The sequence below is a fragment of the Hyphomicrobium sp. genome (genome assembly GCF_047600905.1).
In the GTDB taxonomy this organism is placed as follows: Bacteria; Pseudomonadota; Alphaproteobacteria; order Rhizobiales; family Hyphomicrobiaceae; genus Hyphomicrobium_B.
The window spans coordinates 282,431-299,117 of sequence record NZ_JASGKD010000001.1 but is presented as its reverse complement, the minus strand read 5'-3'; the positions used below and the strand labels follow the sequence as shown (position 1 = coordinate 299,117).

The 16,687-nt window shown below is 60.7% G+C and carries 18 protein-coding genes; 12 read left to right on the top strand and 6 right to left on the bottom strand.

The window, feature by feature from the left end; genetic code table 11:
- Positions 1–24: 24 nt before the first annotated feature.
- Both fdhD and QM780_RS01585 read left to right on the top strand, forming a co-directional pair.
- Positions 25–843 (top strand): formate dehydrogenase accessory sulfurtransferase FdhD, encoded by an 819-nt coding sequence (fdhD, locus tag QM780_RS01590; RefSeq protein WP_415068731.1) that lies wholly within the window; start codon positions 25–27, stop codon positions 841–843.
- Positions 844–873: 30 nt separating this feature from the next.
- Positions 874–1,119 carry a formate dehydrogenase subunit delta gene (locus QM780_RS01585; protein ID WP_415068730.1) on the top strand — a complete coding sequence of 82 codons (246 nt, stop codon included), beginning with the start codon at positions 874–876 and terminating at the stop codon, positions 1,117–1,119.
- Between the two features lie 166 nt (positions 1,120–1,285).
- Here QM780_RS01585 and QM780_RS01580 read toward each other — a convergent pair whose 3' ends face one another.
- Positions 1,286–3,370, bottom strand: a complete 2,085-nt coding sequence (locus QM780_RS01580) for an elongation factor G (protein WP_415068729.1) — start codon at positions 3,368–3,370, stop codon at positions 1,286–1,288.
- 361 nt (positions 3,371–3,731) lie between these two features.
- Between QM780_RS01580 and QM780_RS01575 the strand changes: the two genes are divergently transcribed.
- Entirely contained in the window at positions 3,732–3,980 is a 249-nt protein-coding gene (locus QM780_RS01575) for a hypothetical protein (protein ID WP_415068728.1), read from the top strand.
- Between the two features lie 69 nt (positions 3,981–4,049).
- Here the strand turns inward: QM780_RS01575 and QM780_RS01570 are convergent, their stop codons facing one another.
- A complete protein-coding gene (locus QM780_RS01570; protein WP_415068727.1) occupies positions 4,050–5,252 on the bottom strand; it encodes a pyridoxal phosphate-dependent aminotransferase in 1,203 nt (400 codons plus the stop codon).
- 296 nt (positions 5,253–5,548) lie between these two features.
- Here QM780_RS01570 and QM780_RS01565 point away from each other — a divergent pair, with 296 nt between their 5' ends.
- Both QM780_RS01565 and QM780_RS01560 read left to right on the top strand, forming a co-directional pair.
- A complete protein-coding gene (locus tag QM780_RS01565; RefSeq protein ID WP_415068726.1) occupies positions 5,549–5,980 on the top strand; it encodes a hypothetical protein in 432 nt (143 codons plus the stop codon).
- 125 nt (positions 5,981–6,105) lie between these two features.
- Positions 6,106–6,600, top strand: coding sequence for a hypothetical protein (locus QM780_RS01560; protein ID WP_415068725.1), 495 nt, complete (start codon positions 6,106–6,108; stop codon positions 6,598–6,600).
- A gap of 36 nt (positions 6,601–6,636) precedes the next feature.
- Here the strand turns inward: QM780_RS01560 and QM780_RS01555 are convergent, their stop codons facing one another.
- Both QM780_RS01555 and QM780_RS01550 read right to left on the bottom strand, forming a co-directional pair.
- The gene (locus QM780_RS01555; RefSeq protein WP_415068724.1) at positions 6,637–7,353 is read right to left on the bottom strand and encodes an SDR family NAD(P)-dependent oxidoreductase; all 717 of its coding nucleotides are present in this window, start codon (positions 7,351–7,353) and stop codon (positions 6,637–6,639) included.
- Positions 7,354–7,462: 109 nt separating this feature from the next.
- Positions 7,463–7,666, bottom strand: a complete 204-nt coding sequence (locus tag QM780_RS01550) for a PsiF family protein (protein ID WP_415068723.1) — start codon at positions 7,664–7,666, stop codon at positions 7,463–7,465.
- Between the two features lie 489 nt (positions 7,667–8,155).
- On the opposite strand from QM780_RS01550, the gene uvrB reads away from it, so the two are divergent.
- Positions 8,156–10,783, top strand: a complete 2,628-nt coding sequence (uvrB, locus tag QM780_RS01545; protein WP_415068722.1) for an excinuclease ABC subunit UvrB — start codon at positions 8,156–8,158, stop codon at positions 10,781–10,783.
- A 32-nt stretch (positions 10,784–10,815) separates the two neighbouring features.
- Here the strand turns inward: uvrB and QM780_RS01540 are convergent, their stop codons facing one another.
- Entirely contained in the window at positions 10,816–11,118 is a 303-nt protein-coding gene (locus tag QM780_RS01540) for a hypothetical protein (protein ID WP_415068721.1), read from the bottom strand.
- Positions 11,119–11,328: 210 nt separating this feature from the next.
- Between QM780_RS01540 and QM780_RS01535 the strand changes: the two genes are divergently transcribed.
- The 5 genes from QM780_RS01535 to QM780_RS01515 all read left to right on the top strand — a co-directional run bounded on the left by QM780_RS01535 (position 11,329) and on the right by QM780_RS01515 (position 14,273).
- Positions 11,329–11,775 (top strand): acyl-CoA thioesterase, encoded by a 447-nt coding sequence (locus QM780_RS01535; protein ID WP_415068720.1) that lies wholly within the window; start codon positions 11,329–11,331, stop codon positions 11,773–11,775.
- A 21-nt stretch (positions 11,776–11,796) separates the two neighbouring features.
- Complete coding sequence (locus QM780_RS01530) at positions 11,797–12,501, top strand: histidine phosphatase family protein (RefSeq protein WP_415068719.1); 705 nt, start codon at positions 11,797–11,799, stop codon at positions 12,499–12,501.
- A gap of 71 nt (positions 12,502–12,572) precedes the next feature.
- Entirely contained in the window at positions 12,573–13,160 is a 588-nt protein-coding gene (locus QM780_RS01525; protein WP_415068718.1) for a histidine phosphatase family protein, read from the top strand.
- Between the two features lie 198 nt (positions 13,161–13,358).
- On the top strand, positions 13,359–13,856 hold the full coding sequence (locus tag QM780_RS01520) for a hypothetical protein (RefSeq protein ID WP_415068717.1): 498 nt from the start codon (positions 13,359–13,361) through the stop codon (positions 13,854–13,856).
- 36 nt (positions 13,857–13,892) lie between these two features.
- Positions 13,893–14,273, top strand: a complete 381-nt coding sequence (locus tag QM780_RS01515; protein WP_415068716.1) for a hypothetical protein — start codon at positions 13,893–13,895, stop codon at positions 14,271–14,273.
- A 17-nt stretch (positions 14,274–14,290) separates the two neighbouring features.
- Here QM780_RS01515 and QM780_RS01510 read toward each other — a convergent pair whose 3' ends face one another.
- Positions 14,291–14,956: an MBL fold metallo-hydrolase gene (locus QM780_RS01510; RefSeq protein ID WP_415068715.1), complete on the bottom strand. Its 666-nt coding sequence runs from the start codon at positions 14,954–14,956 to the stop codon at positions 14,291–14,293.
- 238 nt (positions 14,957–15,194) lie between these two features.
- Here QM780_RS01510 and QM780_RS01505 point away from each other — a divergent pair, with 238 nt between their 5' ends.
- A complete protein-coding gene (locus tag QM780_RS01505) occupies positions 15,195–16,664 on the top strand; it encodes an outer membrane protein (RefSeq protein ID WP_415068714.1) in 1,470 nt (489 codons plus the stop codon).
- Positions 16,665–16,687: the final 23 nt, after the last annotated feature.

Below are 16,687 nucleotides of genomic sequence, written 5' to 3'. Positions count from 1 at the left end.
TGTTCGGGCCAAGGTCTGATCGCCATGAACGTCGTGCCGAAATCGGTCTCGGAACCCAAAGGCGGAGCAGAGCTTTGCTCGCGCCCCGCCACGGGTGAATTGACGACGCCTGCCGGCACTCAGACGATCACCTGGCAGCTTCCCGAGGAAACGCCCGTCGCGCTGCAGCTAAACTCCGTGCCCTACACCGTGATGATGTCGACTCCGGCGGATCTTCGTGACTTCGCCGTCGGCTTTCTCGTCGGCGAAGGTATCGTGCCCGATCCCACCAAGATCCAGGGCATCCTTGTGATGCCGGTCGATGGCGGCGTCGCGATCGATGTCGCCGTCCCCGACGAGGCCGTCGATTCATCACGGCTTTCGCGCCGGACAATCGAAGCCCGCACCGGCTGCGGTCTGTGCGGTGTCGAAGATATCGAATCGGCCGTCCGGCCGCTGAAGCCGCTCGTGCGTTCCTGGGCGCCATCTGCCGACGCCATCCGTCGTGCCGCCAAGGGTCTGTCCGATCATCAGCCGATGAACCAGTTCAACAGGTCGGTTCACGGCGCGGCTTGGGTATCGAAAGACGGTGAAATTCTCCTCGTTCGCGAGGATGTCGGCCGCCACAACGCCCTCGATAAGCTGATCGGCGCGCTGTACGCCAAGGCCATCGACCGCTCCGAAGGCTTCGTGCTGATGACCAGCCGTTGCAGTTTCGAACTCGTGCAGAAATCCGTCACCGCCGGCATCGGCGCACTCGTGACGGTCTCGGCGCCGACCGCACTCGCGCTCGATCTCGCGACCAATGCCAATCTCTTTCTCGCCGCGCTCGGCCCCGGCGGCCCGGTCGTCTTCAATCGCTGAACTCAACAGAAAGTCAAAATCGGTCCAACGATGCAAAGCTCCGATCTCGTCCGCATGGCCAATCAGATCGCCGCCTATTTCGAATCTTATCCGAAGCAGGAAGCTCTCGACGGTATTTCGATGCACATCCACAATTTCTGGGAGCCACGGATGCGCAATGAACTGAAAGCTTATCTCGACAAGGGCGGCGAAGGCCTGTCACCGCTTTTCCTCGAAGCCATGAGCGGCTACTTCAAGGGCCCCAAATCCCCGGCAAAGACCGCCGCATCGCGCTGATGCGGGAAGGAGCGCCTAATACGGCGTGCCGTCCTTGTGCGTGAACAGCCAACGGCCATCATCGCTCCGCATTGGAATTCGCGCGCACGTTAGCAGGACGGCCACGAAAAAGGGCGGCATTTGCGCCGCCCTTGCTCCAATCTCGATACCGAGGACGCGAAGAAGGCTATTCGGCCGCCGCCCTGCTGGCCGCTAGCACCTGATCCCTGAGCCGCCCCGACACCTCCGAAAGATGATCGAACCCGAACGTGAACGATCCGACGCCCGCCGTCGCCGATCTGAGATCGATGATCAGGTTGTCCATCTCGGCTTCTGGAATTTGCGCTTGGATCAAATCCCATCCCGGCCAGCCGGGTCGCGCGTCGAAGCCCAGGATGTGCCCCCGCCGCTGCGAAATGATGCCGTTGATGCGAGCGTTGGATTCCGACGGCACCGCGATCGTCACCGCCATGATTGGCTCGAGCAGCACCGGGTTGCACTTCGGCATGCCCTCCGACATCGCCAGCCGTCCCGCCTGCCGGAACGCCATGTCGGATGAATCGACGGTATGATAGGAGCCATCGGTCAGCGTCACGGCGACGTCGACCACCGGAAACCCGAGCGGTCCTTCGATGAGATAATCGCGGACGCCGATTTCGACCGAAGGTATGAAGTTCTTCGGAATAACACCGCCCGTGATCGTTTCGTTGAATGTGATGCCGCCCGACCTCGGCAACGGCTTGATGTCGAGTTTCACATCGCCGAACTGACCGTGACCGCCCGACTGCTTCTTGTGCCGCGCCCTGACTTCCGTCGCCGTTCGGATCGTCTCCTTGTAGCCGATCCGCCGCTTCTCGCGCGCAACATCGATGCCGTATTTGCGCATCAGCCGTTCGAGCGCGACGCGCAGGTGCATCTCGCCCTGGCCGTGCAGCAGGATCTGATGCATCTCAGCATTGTGTTCGAGCGTCAGCGACGGGTCCTCGTCGGTAAGCTTCGTCACCGCCGACGAAAGTTTCACCTCGTCCTTCCGGTCTTTGAGGCCAAGCCCGATGGCGAGCGCCGGTTGCGGCGCCTTAGGCACCGCGGCTTGCATGGCTGGAGCCTTTCCCACCGAGATCGTCTCGCCCGAACGGATGGAATCGAGACGCCCGAACGCGACCGTATCACCCGCTTTCGCGGCTCCGCGTTTCACTGCTTCTTCGCCGCGTATCGTGAAGATGCCAGCCACACGCTCTTCGTGCCCATCGGCACTTGTCACCGTGGTACCATCTGCGATCTCGCCCGCGAACACGCGCGCCAACGACAGCTTGCCACCCGCCTTCGTGTGCACACTCTTGAACACATAGGCGGCCGACTTCGCGCCATCGATCTTCAGCCGCTTCGCCGTGTCCTCGACCGTCGGGCATTCATGCCGGAGCGCCTTCAGAAGCCGCAGAATACCATGGCCGTGCTCGGCCGAGCCGATCAGAACCGGACAGATGAGACCGTCGCGCAGCTCCTTGGTCAGATCGTCGAACACGCGGTCGTTGGGCGGCGGAATATCGACGAGCAATTGCTCCATCAGCTCATCGTCATAATCGGCGAGCTTCTCGAGCATCTGAAAGCGCGCTTCCTTCTCACGCGCGGCGATCGCCGACGGCAGCTCGATGACCTTGCTTGAAGCGTGCTCGCGATAGACGTAGGCGCGCTCTGATGCCAGATCGACGAAACCGGTCGCGATCCCATTCTCCCAGATCGGAAGCTGGCGCAGCACCAGCGGTTTTGCGCTTGCGGGCTGCAGGCTCGGAATGACGTCGTGCACGGGAATCGTCGAAGCATCGATCTTGTTCAGGAACAGGAGGTGCGGAACGCCCGCATCATCAAGCTGTTTCAGGATGACCTGCAGCGCCGAGACGCGCTTGGGATCCGGTTCACAGACCACGATCGCCATATCGCAAGCTGGCAACGCGAGTGCGCCTTCGAATGCGAACTCGACCGAGCCTGGGCAATCGATGAAGGTATATTGTTCTCCGAGAAAGGATGCTTCCGCCACGTTGAGACTGACGCTCATCACGTGATCGCGGGCTTCCGGACTGCTGTCCCCTATGGTTGATTTACCGGCGATGGAGCCCGCTCGCGTGATCGATCCGGTGCGGGCGAGAATGGCTTCGAGAAGTGTCGTCTTACCGCTTGCGAAGGGTCCGATGAGCGCAACGCACCGCGCGCCCCGGACCCCGCCTCTGCCGCTTTGAGTGCCGTTTCCGCCTTTTGGGCCATCTGAACTTGTCATGATTGCCTCCGATTGCGAGGCGCGCCACCTCACGCGGCCGCACCCCGCACCTCGGAAAGGAGCGGCAACAAGATGCTCGCTCCAAAGGACGAACGGCACAACGAGCTTCCGCGCACAGTTTCGTGAATTTGATCTGTTGCAATGCGGAATATCCGCTGCCGGAGAAAGTTTTATTTTGCGCCGCCAAACCTACTTTGAGGCGCAAGCATGTCGAACGGGGTTCGCAAGCGAAAAATAACTTGAATAACTTTATATTCGTCGCATTGTGAACTCTTCCGGTGTTTCGCGCGTTCTAGGGGTACTGGCGAGAAATACGGAATGGGCCAGAGGGAAAATGGCTCAGAAACGTGAGGCAAGGGTTATGAGTATCGAAACATTGATGTCCGCGGCAAACGCTGCCGGGTACGTCATGGCCGCCGAGGAACAGCTCCCCGAGACCTTTGGCGCCGAGCCGACGGTATTTGAATTCAAGGCGCAGCCCGCGACTGCGATTGCGATCTGGCGTCCAGTTGTACCCGCAGTCGATGGCAAGCCGATCACCAGCCATCTCGCACATGCGTGGGACTGGTTTGCCGGCCGCTTTATGCATCACGGCGCGACCCCAGCCTGAGACCGCCAATTTAGCAATTAGCTGAGCAAGCTTTCGAGCGCGCGACTATGATCGCGCGCTTTTTGCTTTTCAGGACAGGTTTCCGCAGAACCGCTGGATACGGGTGCAGGCATCCTTCAGCGACTCGGTCGAAGCGGCATAAGAGACGCGGAACGATGGCGAACCTTCGAACGCCGCGCCATGCACGACCGCCACGCCCTCTTCTTCAAGCAGCGCCGTGACGAATGCTTCATCGTCCTTGATCACGGTGCCGCCCTTGCTGGTCTTGCCGATCGTCGCCTTGATGCTCGGATAGACATAGAATGCGCCCTGCGGCTTCGGACATTGAATGCCCTTGGCCTGGTTCAGCATGCTGACCACGAGATCGCGCCGCTCGACGAAAATCTTGTTGTTTGCCGCGATGAAATCCTGCGGACCGTTGAGCGCTTCGACACCCGCCCACTGCACGATCGACGACGGGTTGGAGGTCGATTGCGACTGCAGCTTGCGCATGGCGTTGATCAGCACCTCCGGCCCCGCCGCATAACCCAAGCGCCAGCCGGTCATGCAGTAAGCTTTCGAAAGGCCGTTCATCGTCAGCGTCCGGTCATAGAGCTTCGGCTCGACCTGCGCCGGCGTTGCGAACGCCAGCCCGTCATAGAGCAGATGCTCGTACATATCGTCGGTCAGTATCCAGACATGAGGATGCTTGAGCAGCACATCCGTCAGAACCTTGAGATCGGCGGCGGAGTAAGCCGTGCCGGTCGGGTTCGACGGCGAGTTGAAGATGAACCACTTCGTCTTCGGCGTGATCGCCTTTTCGAGCGCCTCGGCCTTCAGCTTGTAGCCGTCTTCAAGCTTCGTTTCGGCGAACACCGGCTTGCCGCCGCCGAGCAGGACGATGTCAGCATAGGAGACCCAGCACGGCGCCGGAATGACAACCTCGTCGCCCGGATTGAGCGTCGCCAGCAGCGCATTATAAAGCACCTGCTTGCCGCCCGTGCCGACCGAAACCTGGCTCGGCTTGTAGTCGAGACCGTTATCGCGCTTGAATTTCGCGACGATCGCCGCCTTGAGCTCGGGAATACCGTCGACGTCCGTATATTTCGTCTTGCCCTCATCGAGCGCGCGCTTTGCGGCGTCCTTGATGTTTTGAGGCGTATCGAAATCCGGCTCGCCCGCCGAGAGCGAGACGATGTCCCGGCCCTGAGCCTTGAGCTGACGCGCTTTCGTCGAGACGGCGATGGTCGCGGAGGGTTGGATTCTGTTCAGACTGTCGGCGATGAAGCCCATGATTGAGCGACCTGTGATCAGAAATGAGATTAGCTTGTTTCGCACCGGCGAAATAAGCGGCGCGGACCGTAATTGCAATGTTTCCGTGCGGCAAGCTGAGGTTTTGCAGATCTCTTATCGCCGCTCGGAACAGACCATGATGCCGGCGAGCCACGCACTGCCCGACATTTCAATCAAAAACCGGAATTGAGCTGCACGCGCCACAATCCGATCCCACCTCCGCCCAGATGCGAGTTCAACTTTGCCTTAACGTGCTGTCGTTACCAAGTTGATGCCAAGCGGGAGGGAATGAGACGATGAGGGTAAGCGTTCAAACAGGGAATCCTGCACGGACCGGCCGCCGCTCCAAATCCCGGCGCCGGGGCCTCGTATGGCGGCCGCTTCTCGACGCAGCGATTGCGGGCATCGTCTTTACGCTCGTCAGCTCCACCCTGATTTGCAACCATGCCAAAGCAGGGATCATCCCGGCCGCATTTTCGGGCGTCGTCGCCGCCACTCCGCAGCCGTCCTTCACCGCGGCGGTCGCCGAGCCCGGTCCATTGCCCATCGTCCAGATCGCAACGGCCGCTTCCCCTGCCGACGCCGTGTTTCGCCGCACGAGCGTAACTGCAGCCTGGAGCCTACTTGGGGTTGCATTTTCCTTGCTCGCCGCGCTGAATTTGGCCATGGTGCGCCATCTGAAGCGTGCCTACGCGACCCCGCCTCGCCGTTTCCCACCTGAGAAATAGGGCAATTGGCTGATGTGCTGCGGCGCGCTATTGAATTGCCGTAATGTCGTTTGTACGTCTGATGGCGCTGGTGTGATGGAATCGCGACTGGCGATCGGCCTGATAGGAATGCTGGAGACGGAAGCATGACGAAGCAGGAAGTAGCGCGACCCTTTTGGCTGGGTTTGACAGCTGGCATTGCAATCGCCGTCGCCGCCGGGGCGTTATTTTTTGCAAGCAGCGAATCGGTTCTTCGTTCGAGCTTCCAGACCGCGCTGAACAACAGGGTTGTTCCACTGGCTCGCAACTATGCGTCGGCGACGTCGCCGATCTCGGGTTCGGAAGATTTCTGGCTGTCGGCGATGCGTGACGGTTCCGGTCCGGTCAACAAGACGATCGCCGTCGGCGACCAGATCGCTTTGAGCTTCGGTGGCGTTCGCCGCACGCTGGAGGTCTCGACGGTTTCCGACTTCACGCCGCAGATCACCCAGATCGACACCTCGAACGCGCCCAATCATCTCGTCCTCGTGACGGCGCGTGACCTCAACGATTCAGCGGCTCGCCCGATCCGCTTCGTGATGGAGATCCAGCAGCCGAATATGCCGGTCGTCGCTGGTGGCCGCTCCGGCAACACGCTCTGACGTTTTTGATCGTTACCTGAATTAAGCCGCTCGCCGTCACCACGGCAGCGGCTTTTTATCTTCAAAAAATCCTCCGCTCGGTCCGTCGTGGCCGAGCGCCGCGAGCCAGATCGCCGTCTCCGCCCCTTTTTCTGGCGAACGCGATGCCTCCGCCCCGCCCATGCGGGTTCTGACCCAACCCGGCGAGCACGCGTTGATCTTCACGTCCCCGTTCGGTGTCGCCGCTTCCGCCGCCGCGATCCTGGTCAACGCATTCAGCGCCGCCTTCGAGACCCGATAGGCCGGAAAGCCCGCGCCCATGCCGCTGAGTTGCCCCGCCCGCGACGACATGTTGACCACGCGACCGAAACCCCTTGCTTTCATTCCCGGAACAAGCGCGCGGATCGTCGCCGCTGGACCAAGCACATTCGTCTCCCACGTCCGCCTAAACACATCGTCGGTCATATCGAACAAGCTCGCCGCGAAGCCGCCCGGGGCATCGATGAGAATGGCTGCGTTGTTCACGAGCACGTCGATTGCTCCGTAATCGCGTTCGATATCCGCGAGCCTCGCCGGAATGGCCGCTGCATTCGCAACGTCTAAAATAACCGGAACCGCGTCGACGCCGGCCTTCTTGAAATCGGCTCGCACCTGCGCAGCCGTCTCTTCCGATCTCACGCCCGCGAGCACGCGCATCCCCTTCGCCGCGAGCCCGTTTGCAATGGCAAAACCTATGCCGCGATTGGCACCCGTCACCAGGGCAAGCTTAACCATCTGCGTCACTCCAAGCTTTCGCGGACAAGTTTAGCCTTCGGCCCCACCCAAAGAAAAACCCCGTCGCAAGCGACGGGGTTTCTCACCGAGACGCGAACGCTGTCGCTTCTTACTTCTTTTCTGTCTTCTTCATGTCGTGCTTGCAGTGCTCGCGGAATTTCTTGCGCTCTTTGCCATGCAAGCCCTTCGCGTCAGCCTGCTTCGAGCACTCGATCGATTCCGGCGAACGCGGCTTATCCGCAGCAACTGCTGCGCCTGCGCCAATGACGAACGTGGCAGCAACGGCTGCAGCAATCAGTCGGGTCGTGATCATCGTGGTCTCCGTGTTCCATTTCCAGGGTTGTTTTCGGCACGCCGCACCAAGACGATGCTGGCAGGCCGGCCCCCCACCGGGCCTTTGCTGGGAATTGCGCAGACCCGGCTTTCGTTTCGCTATCACGCGGCCGATGACACCCGTACATACTGTTCCGTAAGGACATCGATCACGGGCATGGAAGCGGTCGCCATTTCGTACTATTGCCGGACCGTGACACTGTGGCGTCAAAACAGCATTTATGATCGGCCCCCTAATCCCTATATTTTGCCCGTGTCGCCCCCAGCAAAATCCTCCGGGTCAAAGCCCCCCCGCCCATCCCGCGGCAAATCGGGAAAGCCAACGGCTCCGCCCGTCGAGACGGAAGCTGGGACGCCCGGCTTTGGCGAAGCTGGCGGCTATTTTGCGCCGGCCGATTTCTCGGGACACAAGTCGGCCAACGGACTTCCGAGTCTGCCTGCGCTGCGCCAGTCAGGCCCGCGGCCACCGATGGGAAGTGAAAGCCTGACCGACAGCTTGACCGCGCTCCTAACCAAGCCCGAGGAGCGAACGGATCGCGCCCGCGAGATCCTTTCCCGCCAGCCGCTGATGGCGACCCATCCGATCGTCTCGGGCGGCATGCCGACGTTCGTTCCACATCGTCCCGAGCGGCCGGAAAAGAGCGAAGGCGGCGTAAAGTTCAAGATCGCGTCGGAATTCGAACCGAGGGGCGACCAGCCGCAAGCCATCGCCGAACTCGTTGAGGGCGTCAGCAAGCATGAGCACAATCAGGTGCTGCTCGGCGTCACCGGCTCCGGCAAGACCTTCACGATGGCGCATGTCATCGAGCGCACTCAGCGCCCCGCGTTGATCCTCGCACCGAACAAGACGCTCGCCGCACAGCTCTACGGCGAATTCAAAAGCTTCTTCCCGGACAACGCAGTCGAATACTTCGTCTCCTATTACGACTACTACCAGCCCGAAGCCTACGTCCCGCGCACCGACACCTACATCGAGAAGGAATCCTCGATCAACGAGCAGATCGACCGCATGCGCCATGCCGCGACGCGCTCGCTTCTGGAGCGTGATGACGTCATCATCGTTGCGTCCGTATCGTGCATTTACGGTATCGGTTCGGTCGAAACGTATACCGCGATGACGTTCACGGTGCGCCAGGGTGAGCAGCTTTCGCGCGACCAGCTCCTCGCCGACCTCGTTGCCCTTCACTACCGCCGCAACGATCAGAACTTCGTCCGTGGATCCTTCCGCGCTCGCGGCGACACCGTCGAAGTCTTCCCCGCTCACTTGGAGGACCGCGCCTGGCGCTTCTCGATGTTCGGCGACGAAATCGAAAGCATCGTCGAATTCGACCCATTGACCGGAGCGAAAACCGACGAACTCGCCCTCGTCAAACTTTATGCGAACTCGCACTACGTCACCCCGAAGCCGACTCTGCAGCAGGCCATCAAATCGATCAAATCCGAGTTGAAGCAACGCCTCGACGAGCTTTACAACGGCGGCAAGCTGCTCGAAGCCCAGCGCCTCGAACAGCGCACGACCTTCGATATGGAGATGATGGAAGCGACCGGCTCCTGCGCCGGCATCGAAAACTATTCGCGCTATCTCACCGGCCGCAATCCCGGCGATCCGCCGCCGACGCTGTTCGAATATCTGCCCGACAACGCCCTCGTCTTCGCCGATGAAAGCCACGTCACCGTGCCCCAGATCGGCGGCATGTTCCGCGGCGACTTCCGCCGCAAGGCGACGCTTGCCGAGTACGGCTTCCGCCTGCCGTCCTGCATGGACAATCGCCCGCTCCGTTTCGAGGAATGGGATGCGATGCGGCCGCAGTCGGTGTTCGTCTCCGCCACGCCCGCGAGCTGGGAGCTTGAACAAACCGGCGGCGCTTTCGCCGAGCAGGTCATTCGCCCGACGGGCCTGATCGATCCCGTGGTCGAGGTGCGTCCCGCAAAATCGCAGGTCGACGATCTTTTGGACGAAGTTCGTCAGGTGTCGCTGAAAGGTTATCGCACACTCGTCACCGTTCTCACGAAACGCATGGCCGAGGACCTGACTGAATACATGCACGAGAACGGCGTGCGCGTTCGCTACATGCACTCCGACATCGAAACCTTGGAGCGCATCGAGATCATCCGCGATCTCCGCCTCGGCGCGTTCGATGTCCTCATCGGCATCAACCTGCTGCGCGAAGGCCTCGACATTCCCGAATGCGCACTCGTCGCCATTCTCGATGCCGACAAGGAAGGTTTTCTGCGGTCTGAAACCTCGCTCGTCCAGACGATCGGCCGCGCCGCTCGCAACGTCGACGGCAAAGTCATTCTCTATGCCGATCAGATCACCGGCTCGATGGATCGCGCCATCGCCGAGACGACGCGCCGCCGCGAAAAACAGATGGCTTGGAACGAAGCCAACGGCATCACGCCCGAGAGTGTGAAAAAGAACATCGCCGACGTCCTGCAATCCGTTTACGAGCAGGATCACGTCACCGTCGACGCGGGCCTCGCCGATGGCGATAAGGTCCAGACGCTCGGCCATAACCTGCAGGCCGTCATCACCGACATGGAGCGGCGCATGAAGGAGGCCGCCGCCGATCTCGAATTCGAAACGGCCGCACGGTTGCGCGACGAGATCAAACGCTTGCAGCAGACCGAACTTGCAATTTCCGATGATCCGCTGGCGCGCCAGTCGGAGATCGAAGACAAATCTGGCGGCTTCAAGGGCGATCGCAAATACGGTGCAAAGGCCAATGTTCCGCCGTCACCCAATTCTTCACGCGTGAAGAACGAATACGAGCCTGTGCAGCCGACCTACGCGCAGTCCACCTCACGCATCAAGAAGCCGTCACTCGACGACATGGGGCCGGGCACCGACCGTCCCGTGCCCGCACGCGCGCCGACAGTCGACAGCCGCACCAAAGCAGGAGCGTTCGGCGAACATATTTCCGGCCCGCACAAACCGACGCTCGACGAGATGGGCCCGCACGCGTCTCTCCCGGTGAAGTCCGGCGAGAAGCCGTCGCGCATTACGGTGCCGACACGCACACGTGAATTCGACGGGCCCGAAGAGAAAAAGGGCCGCCGCGGCCGCCCACGCAAAACCGGTAGGCCCGGGCAATAGGTGCACGCACGACGTGACTTTAACCCGAAGGCTCAGCCCGCGAGCGCACGCGGCGGCTTTCGCGACGGCATTTCTAGATTGCGCAAGATCAGCAGCAGCGTGTAGCGCACGGCCTCGTCGACGCTTTCGACGAGATTTCCCGGCACCGTCAGGTCCGCCGGCTCCCAGACAAGCTGCGTTGCGACTTGCCGCCAGCTGCCGAAATAATCATGGCCCTTGAGCACGGTCACGCCGGTGCCGTTCAGGCCTTCCCTGATGGAAAACCCGCTCAGCGTCACCTCGGGAATATCCGCGAGTTGCTGCAGCAGTTCGCGATCAAGAGTCGACCATTTCATCGCGCGGTCTCAGAGTTCAAATCGAAAACGACGGTTCAAACGTCAAATTTAGGCAACGAAGGTTGCGCAAGGGTTGACGACGTGCCGAATTTGGACGTGCAGGGGCGCCGCGCCCGTCCGGCGCATAGCCCATTTCGCCAAGTCCGAATAAAGGTGGTGCCAGTATCGCGTGCCGGGAAGCCGCGAAAGATCCAGGAAGGGCTCGCGGGCATGACTGCTGAGAAACCCGACGCTAATCGTCAGCGTGCGCAATTGCATATTTCGATGCCAACCGGCGACCCCGTGATCCGCACCATCGCCATGCCCGCCGACACCAACCCTTCCGGCGACATTTTCGGAGGCTGGATCATGTCGCAGATGGATCTCGCTGCCGGAAACGCCGCCGCCCGGCTCAGCCAGGGCCGCTGCGCGACGGTCGCCGTCGAAGGTATGACTTTCCACTCACCCGTGAAAGTGGGAGACGAGGTGACCGTATGGGCTCGGCTGATCCGGCGCGGCCGATCGTCGATGACATTCGATGTTCAGGCTTGGCGGCGACCGCGGGACGGTGAAACCCAGTTGTGCGTCACCCGAGCCCACTTCACGTTCGTGGCCCTCGATGAAAACGGCCGCCCCCGGCCCGTGCCTGACGTCACCGACGGCGAAACTTGGGTTTAGCCTCCTGCAGGAGTGGAACGCATGAAAACTCTCCGCGCTTACCGGCACTCGCTGATAAAAATCTGTCTGCTTGCGGGTTTTGCCGCCGTCGCATTCGGTCTTGGCGCCGGCACCGAAGCAGCGGATGGCATCAACATCGGCTTACTCGCATTGAGCCTTCCCCGGATCGAGACGGTCCAAACATGCGCCATCTGCATTCGGACCCGCGAGGCCGCGAGCGACTACGCACCGGTCGAGCATTTCATGGGCGGCCCGAAGCGCATCATCCTGATGCGCCACGCCGACAAAACCGACGATTCAGAAGACGAGGATTTGTCGGATGCAGGTGAGGCGCGCGCCCAGCGCCTCGCGACCTACATCCCCGAAACCTTCGGCAAACCCGACATCATCATCGCGACCGCGCATTCGAAGCATTCGGACCGCCCCAAAGAAACGGTGCAGCCGCTGGCCGATGCAGTGGGGCTGAGGATCGAGCACGATTATGAGGACAAAGACTTCCCCGACCTCGTCGAGGACATCTTCAATGATCCCGACTACAAGAACAAAACCGTCGTGATCTGCTGGCATCACGGCAATTTGCCGGCGATGGCGGCAATGCTCGGCGCCCCCACCGGAAGCTATCCCGATCCATGGCCCGCAGACGCCTACAATATCATCCTCGACCTCCAGTATGATCCGTTCTCCAGCAGTCCGCCCAAAGTTTCGCGCGTCATCGAACCGTTTTGATGGGCGTGCACACTTGCGGGTTTGACGCTCGGACCAACCGGGCGGTTACTAGTTTTATGCGGGGGCAATAGGTGCTGGAATCACAAGGGGGAGACCCGAAGGCGAAAGTCGGCTGGCTGAGCGCGCTGTGGCAAGCCTGGTGTGGGCGGACGGAAGTCACGGCGATACACCACCCCGGCCGTGGCCCGGCCCGTATTCTGCTCATGCGTCATGCGGAGAAGACCGGCAAGACGGACGACATTTATCTCTCGAAGGAAGGCATGAAACGGGCCGAGCGGCTCGTAACCTATATTCCACAAGCCTTCGGCCGGCCCGACTTCATCTACGCTGCCGCGCGATCCAAGCGCTCGGTCCGCTCGATCGAGACGATGAAGCCTCTCGCGGCGGCGCTCGGCATCGAGGTGCAATATCATATCGAGGACAAGGAGTTTAAAATCCTCGTTGCCGAGATCTTTTCCAAACCCGAATATCGCGGCAAGGCGATTACCATCTGCTGGCATCACGGCAAGCTGCCGGAGATCGCTGCCCTCCTTGGCGGCCGAAGCGGCACCTTTCCCGACCCGTGGCCGCAGGACGTCTTCAATCTGATTCTGGATTTCCGATACGATTCGAAGCCGGACACACCGCCCATCGTCGCTCAAATCGTCGAACCGTTCTGATTTTCTGCAGCCGAGCGGCGCAAACCGAACGATCGCCGGCGATTTCGGACAAAAGCCACTTGTCAGTGTCGCTTCGAAGTCACACTTTTTGCCCCGAAAGAGAACTACATCCATACGGCTCGCAAAACCGCTAACATCGGACGATAATGCGCGCCGCTTGAACGGCCCGCACATCTCTGGGGAAGGAAGACTTACGTGATGCGCAATCTGAAACGTGCCGCGTCGATGTCGGCTTGCACTTCCGCCGTCGCGCTGGCTCTGGCGGCCTATGCGCTTCCGGCACGGGCGGAATCCGACAATCCTTTCGTGACGCTGGCTGGCACCTGGGGCGGTTCAGGCACCGCTCGCTTCGACGACGGCAAAACCGAAAGCCTGCGTTGCAAGGGCTATTATACCAACAACGGCAATCCGCATAACCTCGGGCTATCGATCCGCTGCGCCAATGCCTCGGCAAAGCTCGAACTGCGCGCCAACCTCGTCGATACCAACGGCGCAGTCTCCGGCAACTGGGAAGAGCGAACCTACAATCAATCCGGCACCGTAACCGGCCGGGCGACTGCCGGGCGCATGACGCTTTCGATAACCGGCGGCATCACAGGCACGATGACCGTCGCGATCTCCGGCGGCTCGCACGTCGTCACCGTCGCATCGAGCGGCCCGTCGTTCAAAGGTGTCCACATTTCCATGTCGCGCTGACCGGTTCGACAAATCCAGACGTAGAAGGAGACCGCGATGCGCGCCAGACTATTGACCCTCGTACCGATCCTGGCGGCTCTTTTGGGCGCGTCCGCGGTCGTCCCGGCGGAAGCAGAGGGCCTGAGCATTGGCCGTCTCAAATCGAACTACAAATCCGGTCAGATCATCACGGCCTACAGCCGCCACGGCAACGGCGCGATCCGGAGTGTCGTTCGCCGCGGACAAAACGGCTGGCAGGTGAAGCTGCCGAGCGGCAACTGGACCTACTGCCGCCGGAGCTGCGAGGAAACACTGCGCGTCCAGACGATCGACTTTTTCAGCGGCGGCAATTCCATTAGCGACGGCGGGTACGGCTCGCTATCGCGTGAATGCGGAATCTTCGGCTGCCTCGGCGGCTCTTACGAATTCTCGTTCTGAACTCTGGCGCCGCCTGACTAAACCAGGAACGGATTGGTCTTGCGCTCGTGACCGAACCGGCTCGGCGGACCGTGGCCACAGATGAAGGCGATATCGTCGCCGAGCGGCAATAGCTTCTCCTTGATCGACGAGATCAGCGCGTCGTGGTCTCCGTACGCGAAATCGGTGCGCCCGATCGAGCCGCGGAAGATGACGTCGCCGACCAGCGCAAAGCGTTGCGCGCGATTGAAGAATACCACCGAGCCCGGAGAATGACCCGGGCAATGAAAAATCTCGAACGTATGTCCGGCGACGGTGACGGTGTCGCCTTCGTTGAGCCACCGGTCGGGGGCGACAACGCGAACCCCGGAAATGCCGTACATCTCACCCTGCTTCTCGAGCGCATCGAGCAGGATCGCGTCGTTCTTGTGCGGCCCCTCGATCTCGACCCCGAGCTTATCGCGCAAATCGGCCGCCCCGCCTGCGTGGTCGATGTGGCCATGCGTCAGCAGGATTTTCTCGACCTTGATCCCGCTTTCCTCGATCGCCTTTTCGATCTGGTCGAGATCTCCGCCCGGATCGACCACGGCGCCGACCTTCGTTGCCTCGTCCCAGATCAGCGTGCAGTTCTGCTCGAAGGGCGTGACGCGGACGATCGCAGCCGCAAGAGGGGACGAAACTTTCTTCGCGGTCGCTTCGGTCATGAAGGGCTCCGTGTTGCTCTTGCCCGTCTTAGCGCATCTCCGGCCGCTCAACGAAGCGTCGCGTTGGCGCTAACGAACATGATCCGTCCCAAAATTAAGAGCGTTCCGTTCGCGATTGCGAGAAGTTCTGCCTAATTAATAATCATCGTTCACGGCCTTTCTGCCTCTGCTCACAAAACCCGAATCGCACAAATGTCCGCATACGAATAATTTTTGCTCGGCGCGGGAAAAACCGAAGATGTCGAAAAGCAAAACGAAATCGCTCCTTGTGCTGGCCTCCTTCTTGGCTGGGGGGTTGGCCTCAGGCACGGCGCTGGCAGGGGAGTGGAACGGATTTTCCTTCGGCGCGGGCGGCGGCTACGGCATGACCAACAACGAGGTAAAAGTGGGCCCCCGGCCCGAAACGACAGGCATCGGCGGCGGCTTGGACATCAACGGCCTGGGCGGCACCGGGGGCTTCTTCACGCTCGGAGCAGGCTACGATCACGTTCTTCCAAACCGCTTCGTCGTCGGCGCCTTCATCGACTACGACTTCGCCGATATCGAAACCGAAGCCGCGCTTGGCATTCCACCCTTGGACAACCTGAACGCCAGCGCAAAATTCCGCATCGATAACCAATTGTCGGTCGGCGGCAGACTTGGATACCTCGTCTCCCCGTCCACTCTTTTCTTCGCAACGGGCGGCTATGCGCATGCGGAGACCAGCAATCTCGACGCCCGTCTCTCCTCCAACTCAGGCAGTATCAGTGGCACGCTCGCAAGCGTCGGCAGCTTTAATGGCCACTTCTTCGGCGGCGGGGTTGAAACCCTCATCGGCAAGGGCTTCAGCGTCAAGGCCGAGTATCGCTACACTTCGCTCGATGCCGAGAACGCGACAGTTCTCCCTGGCACCATAGCAAGCGAGTTTGTATCGGCATCAATCAAACCCCAAATTCAAACGGCGCGCTTGTCGCTCAACTACCGGTTTGGCGATGGCAGCCACGACGAGATTGTCGATCCTCCGCCGCCCGTCGCAAGTAGCTGGACAGGCGCCTATCTTGGCATCGGCAGCGGCTATAGCGTCGCCAACAACCAGGCGACCTTGCAGGATCGCTCACCGCAGCCCGGATCGCTTTTCAACGTTGTCATCGACGGCATCGGAAGCGATGGCGGATTTATTTCGGGAACGGTCGGCTACGATTACCAGTTTGCGCCGCGCTACGTCGTCGGCGCCTTTTTCGACGGCGATTTTTCCAATCTCAGTCACCGCAACTCGCTCAATCTCACCGACGGCGTAAATTCAATCGGCGGCGGAACGACGTCCGAGTTCGACAACATCCTGATGGTCGGCGCACGATTGGGTTATCTCATCACGCCGGACACGCTTTTATTCGGCAGCGTCGGCTATGCAAATGCCGGAATGGATCCGACCAACGCCAACTTTGACTTGGGCGGCGGAAACAGCGGCATCGAGCTGATAGACGGACGTCGTTTCGACGGCTTCTTCGTCGGTGGCGGCATCGAAACCAAGATCTGGGATTCGCTGTCCCTCAAGGCCGAATATCGCTACGTCGATCTCGGTAGCGAAAACATGACTCTACTGCCGAATGACCTGCCGGAGATAAACCAGATCATCTCGACGAAGTTCGACCCCAACATCCAAATGGGCCGCATCTCGCTCAATTATCGCTTCGGAGCCCGCGCCGAACCCGCTCCGCCGCTGAAATAGCAACGCCAAAGCAACAATAAAAA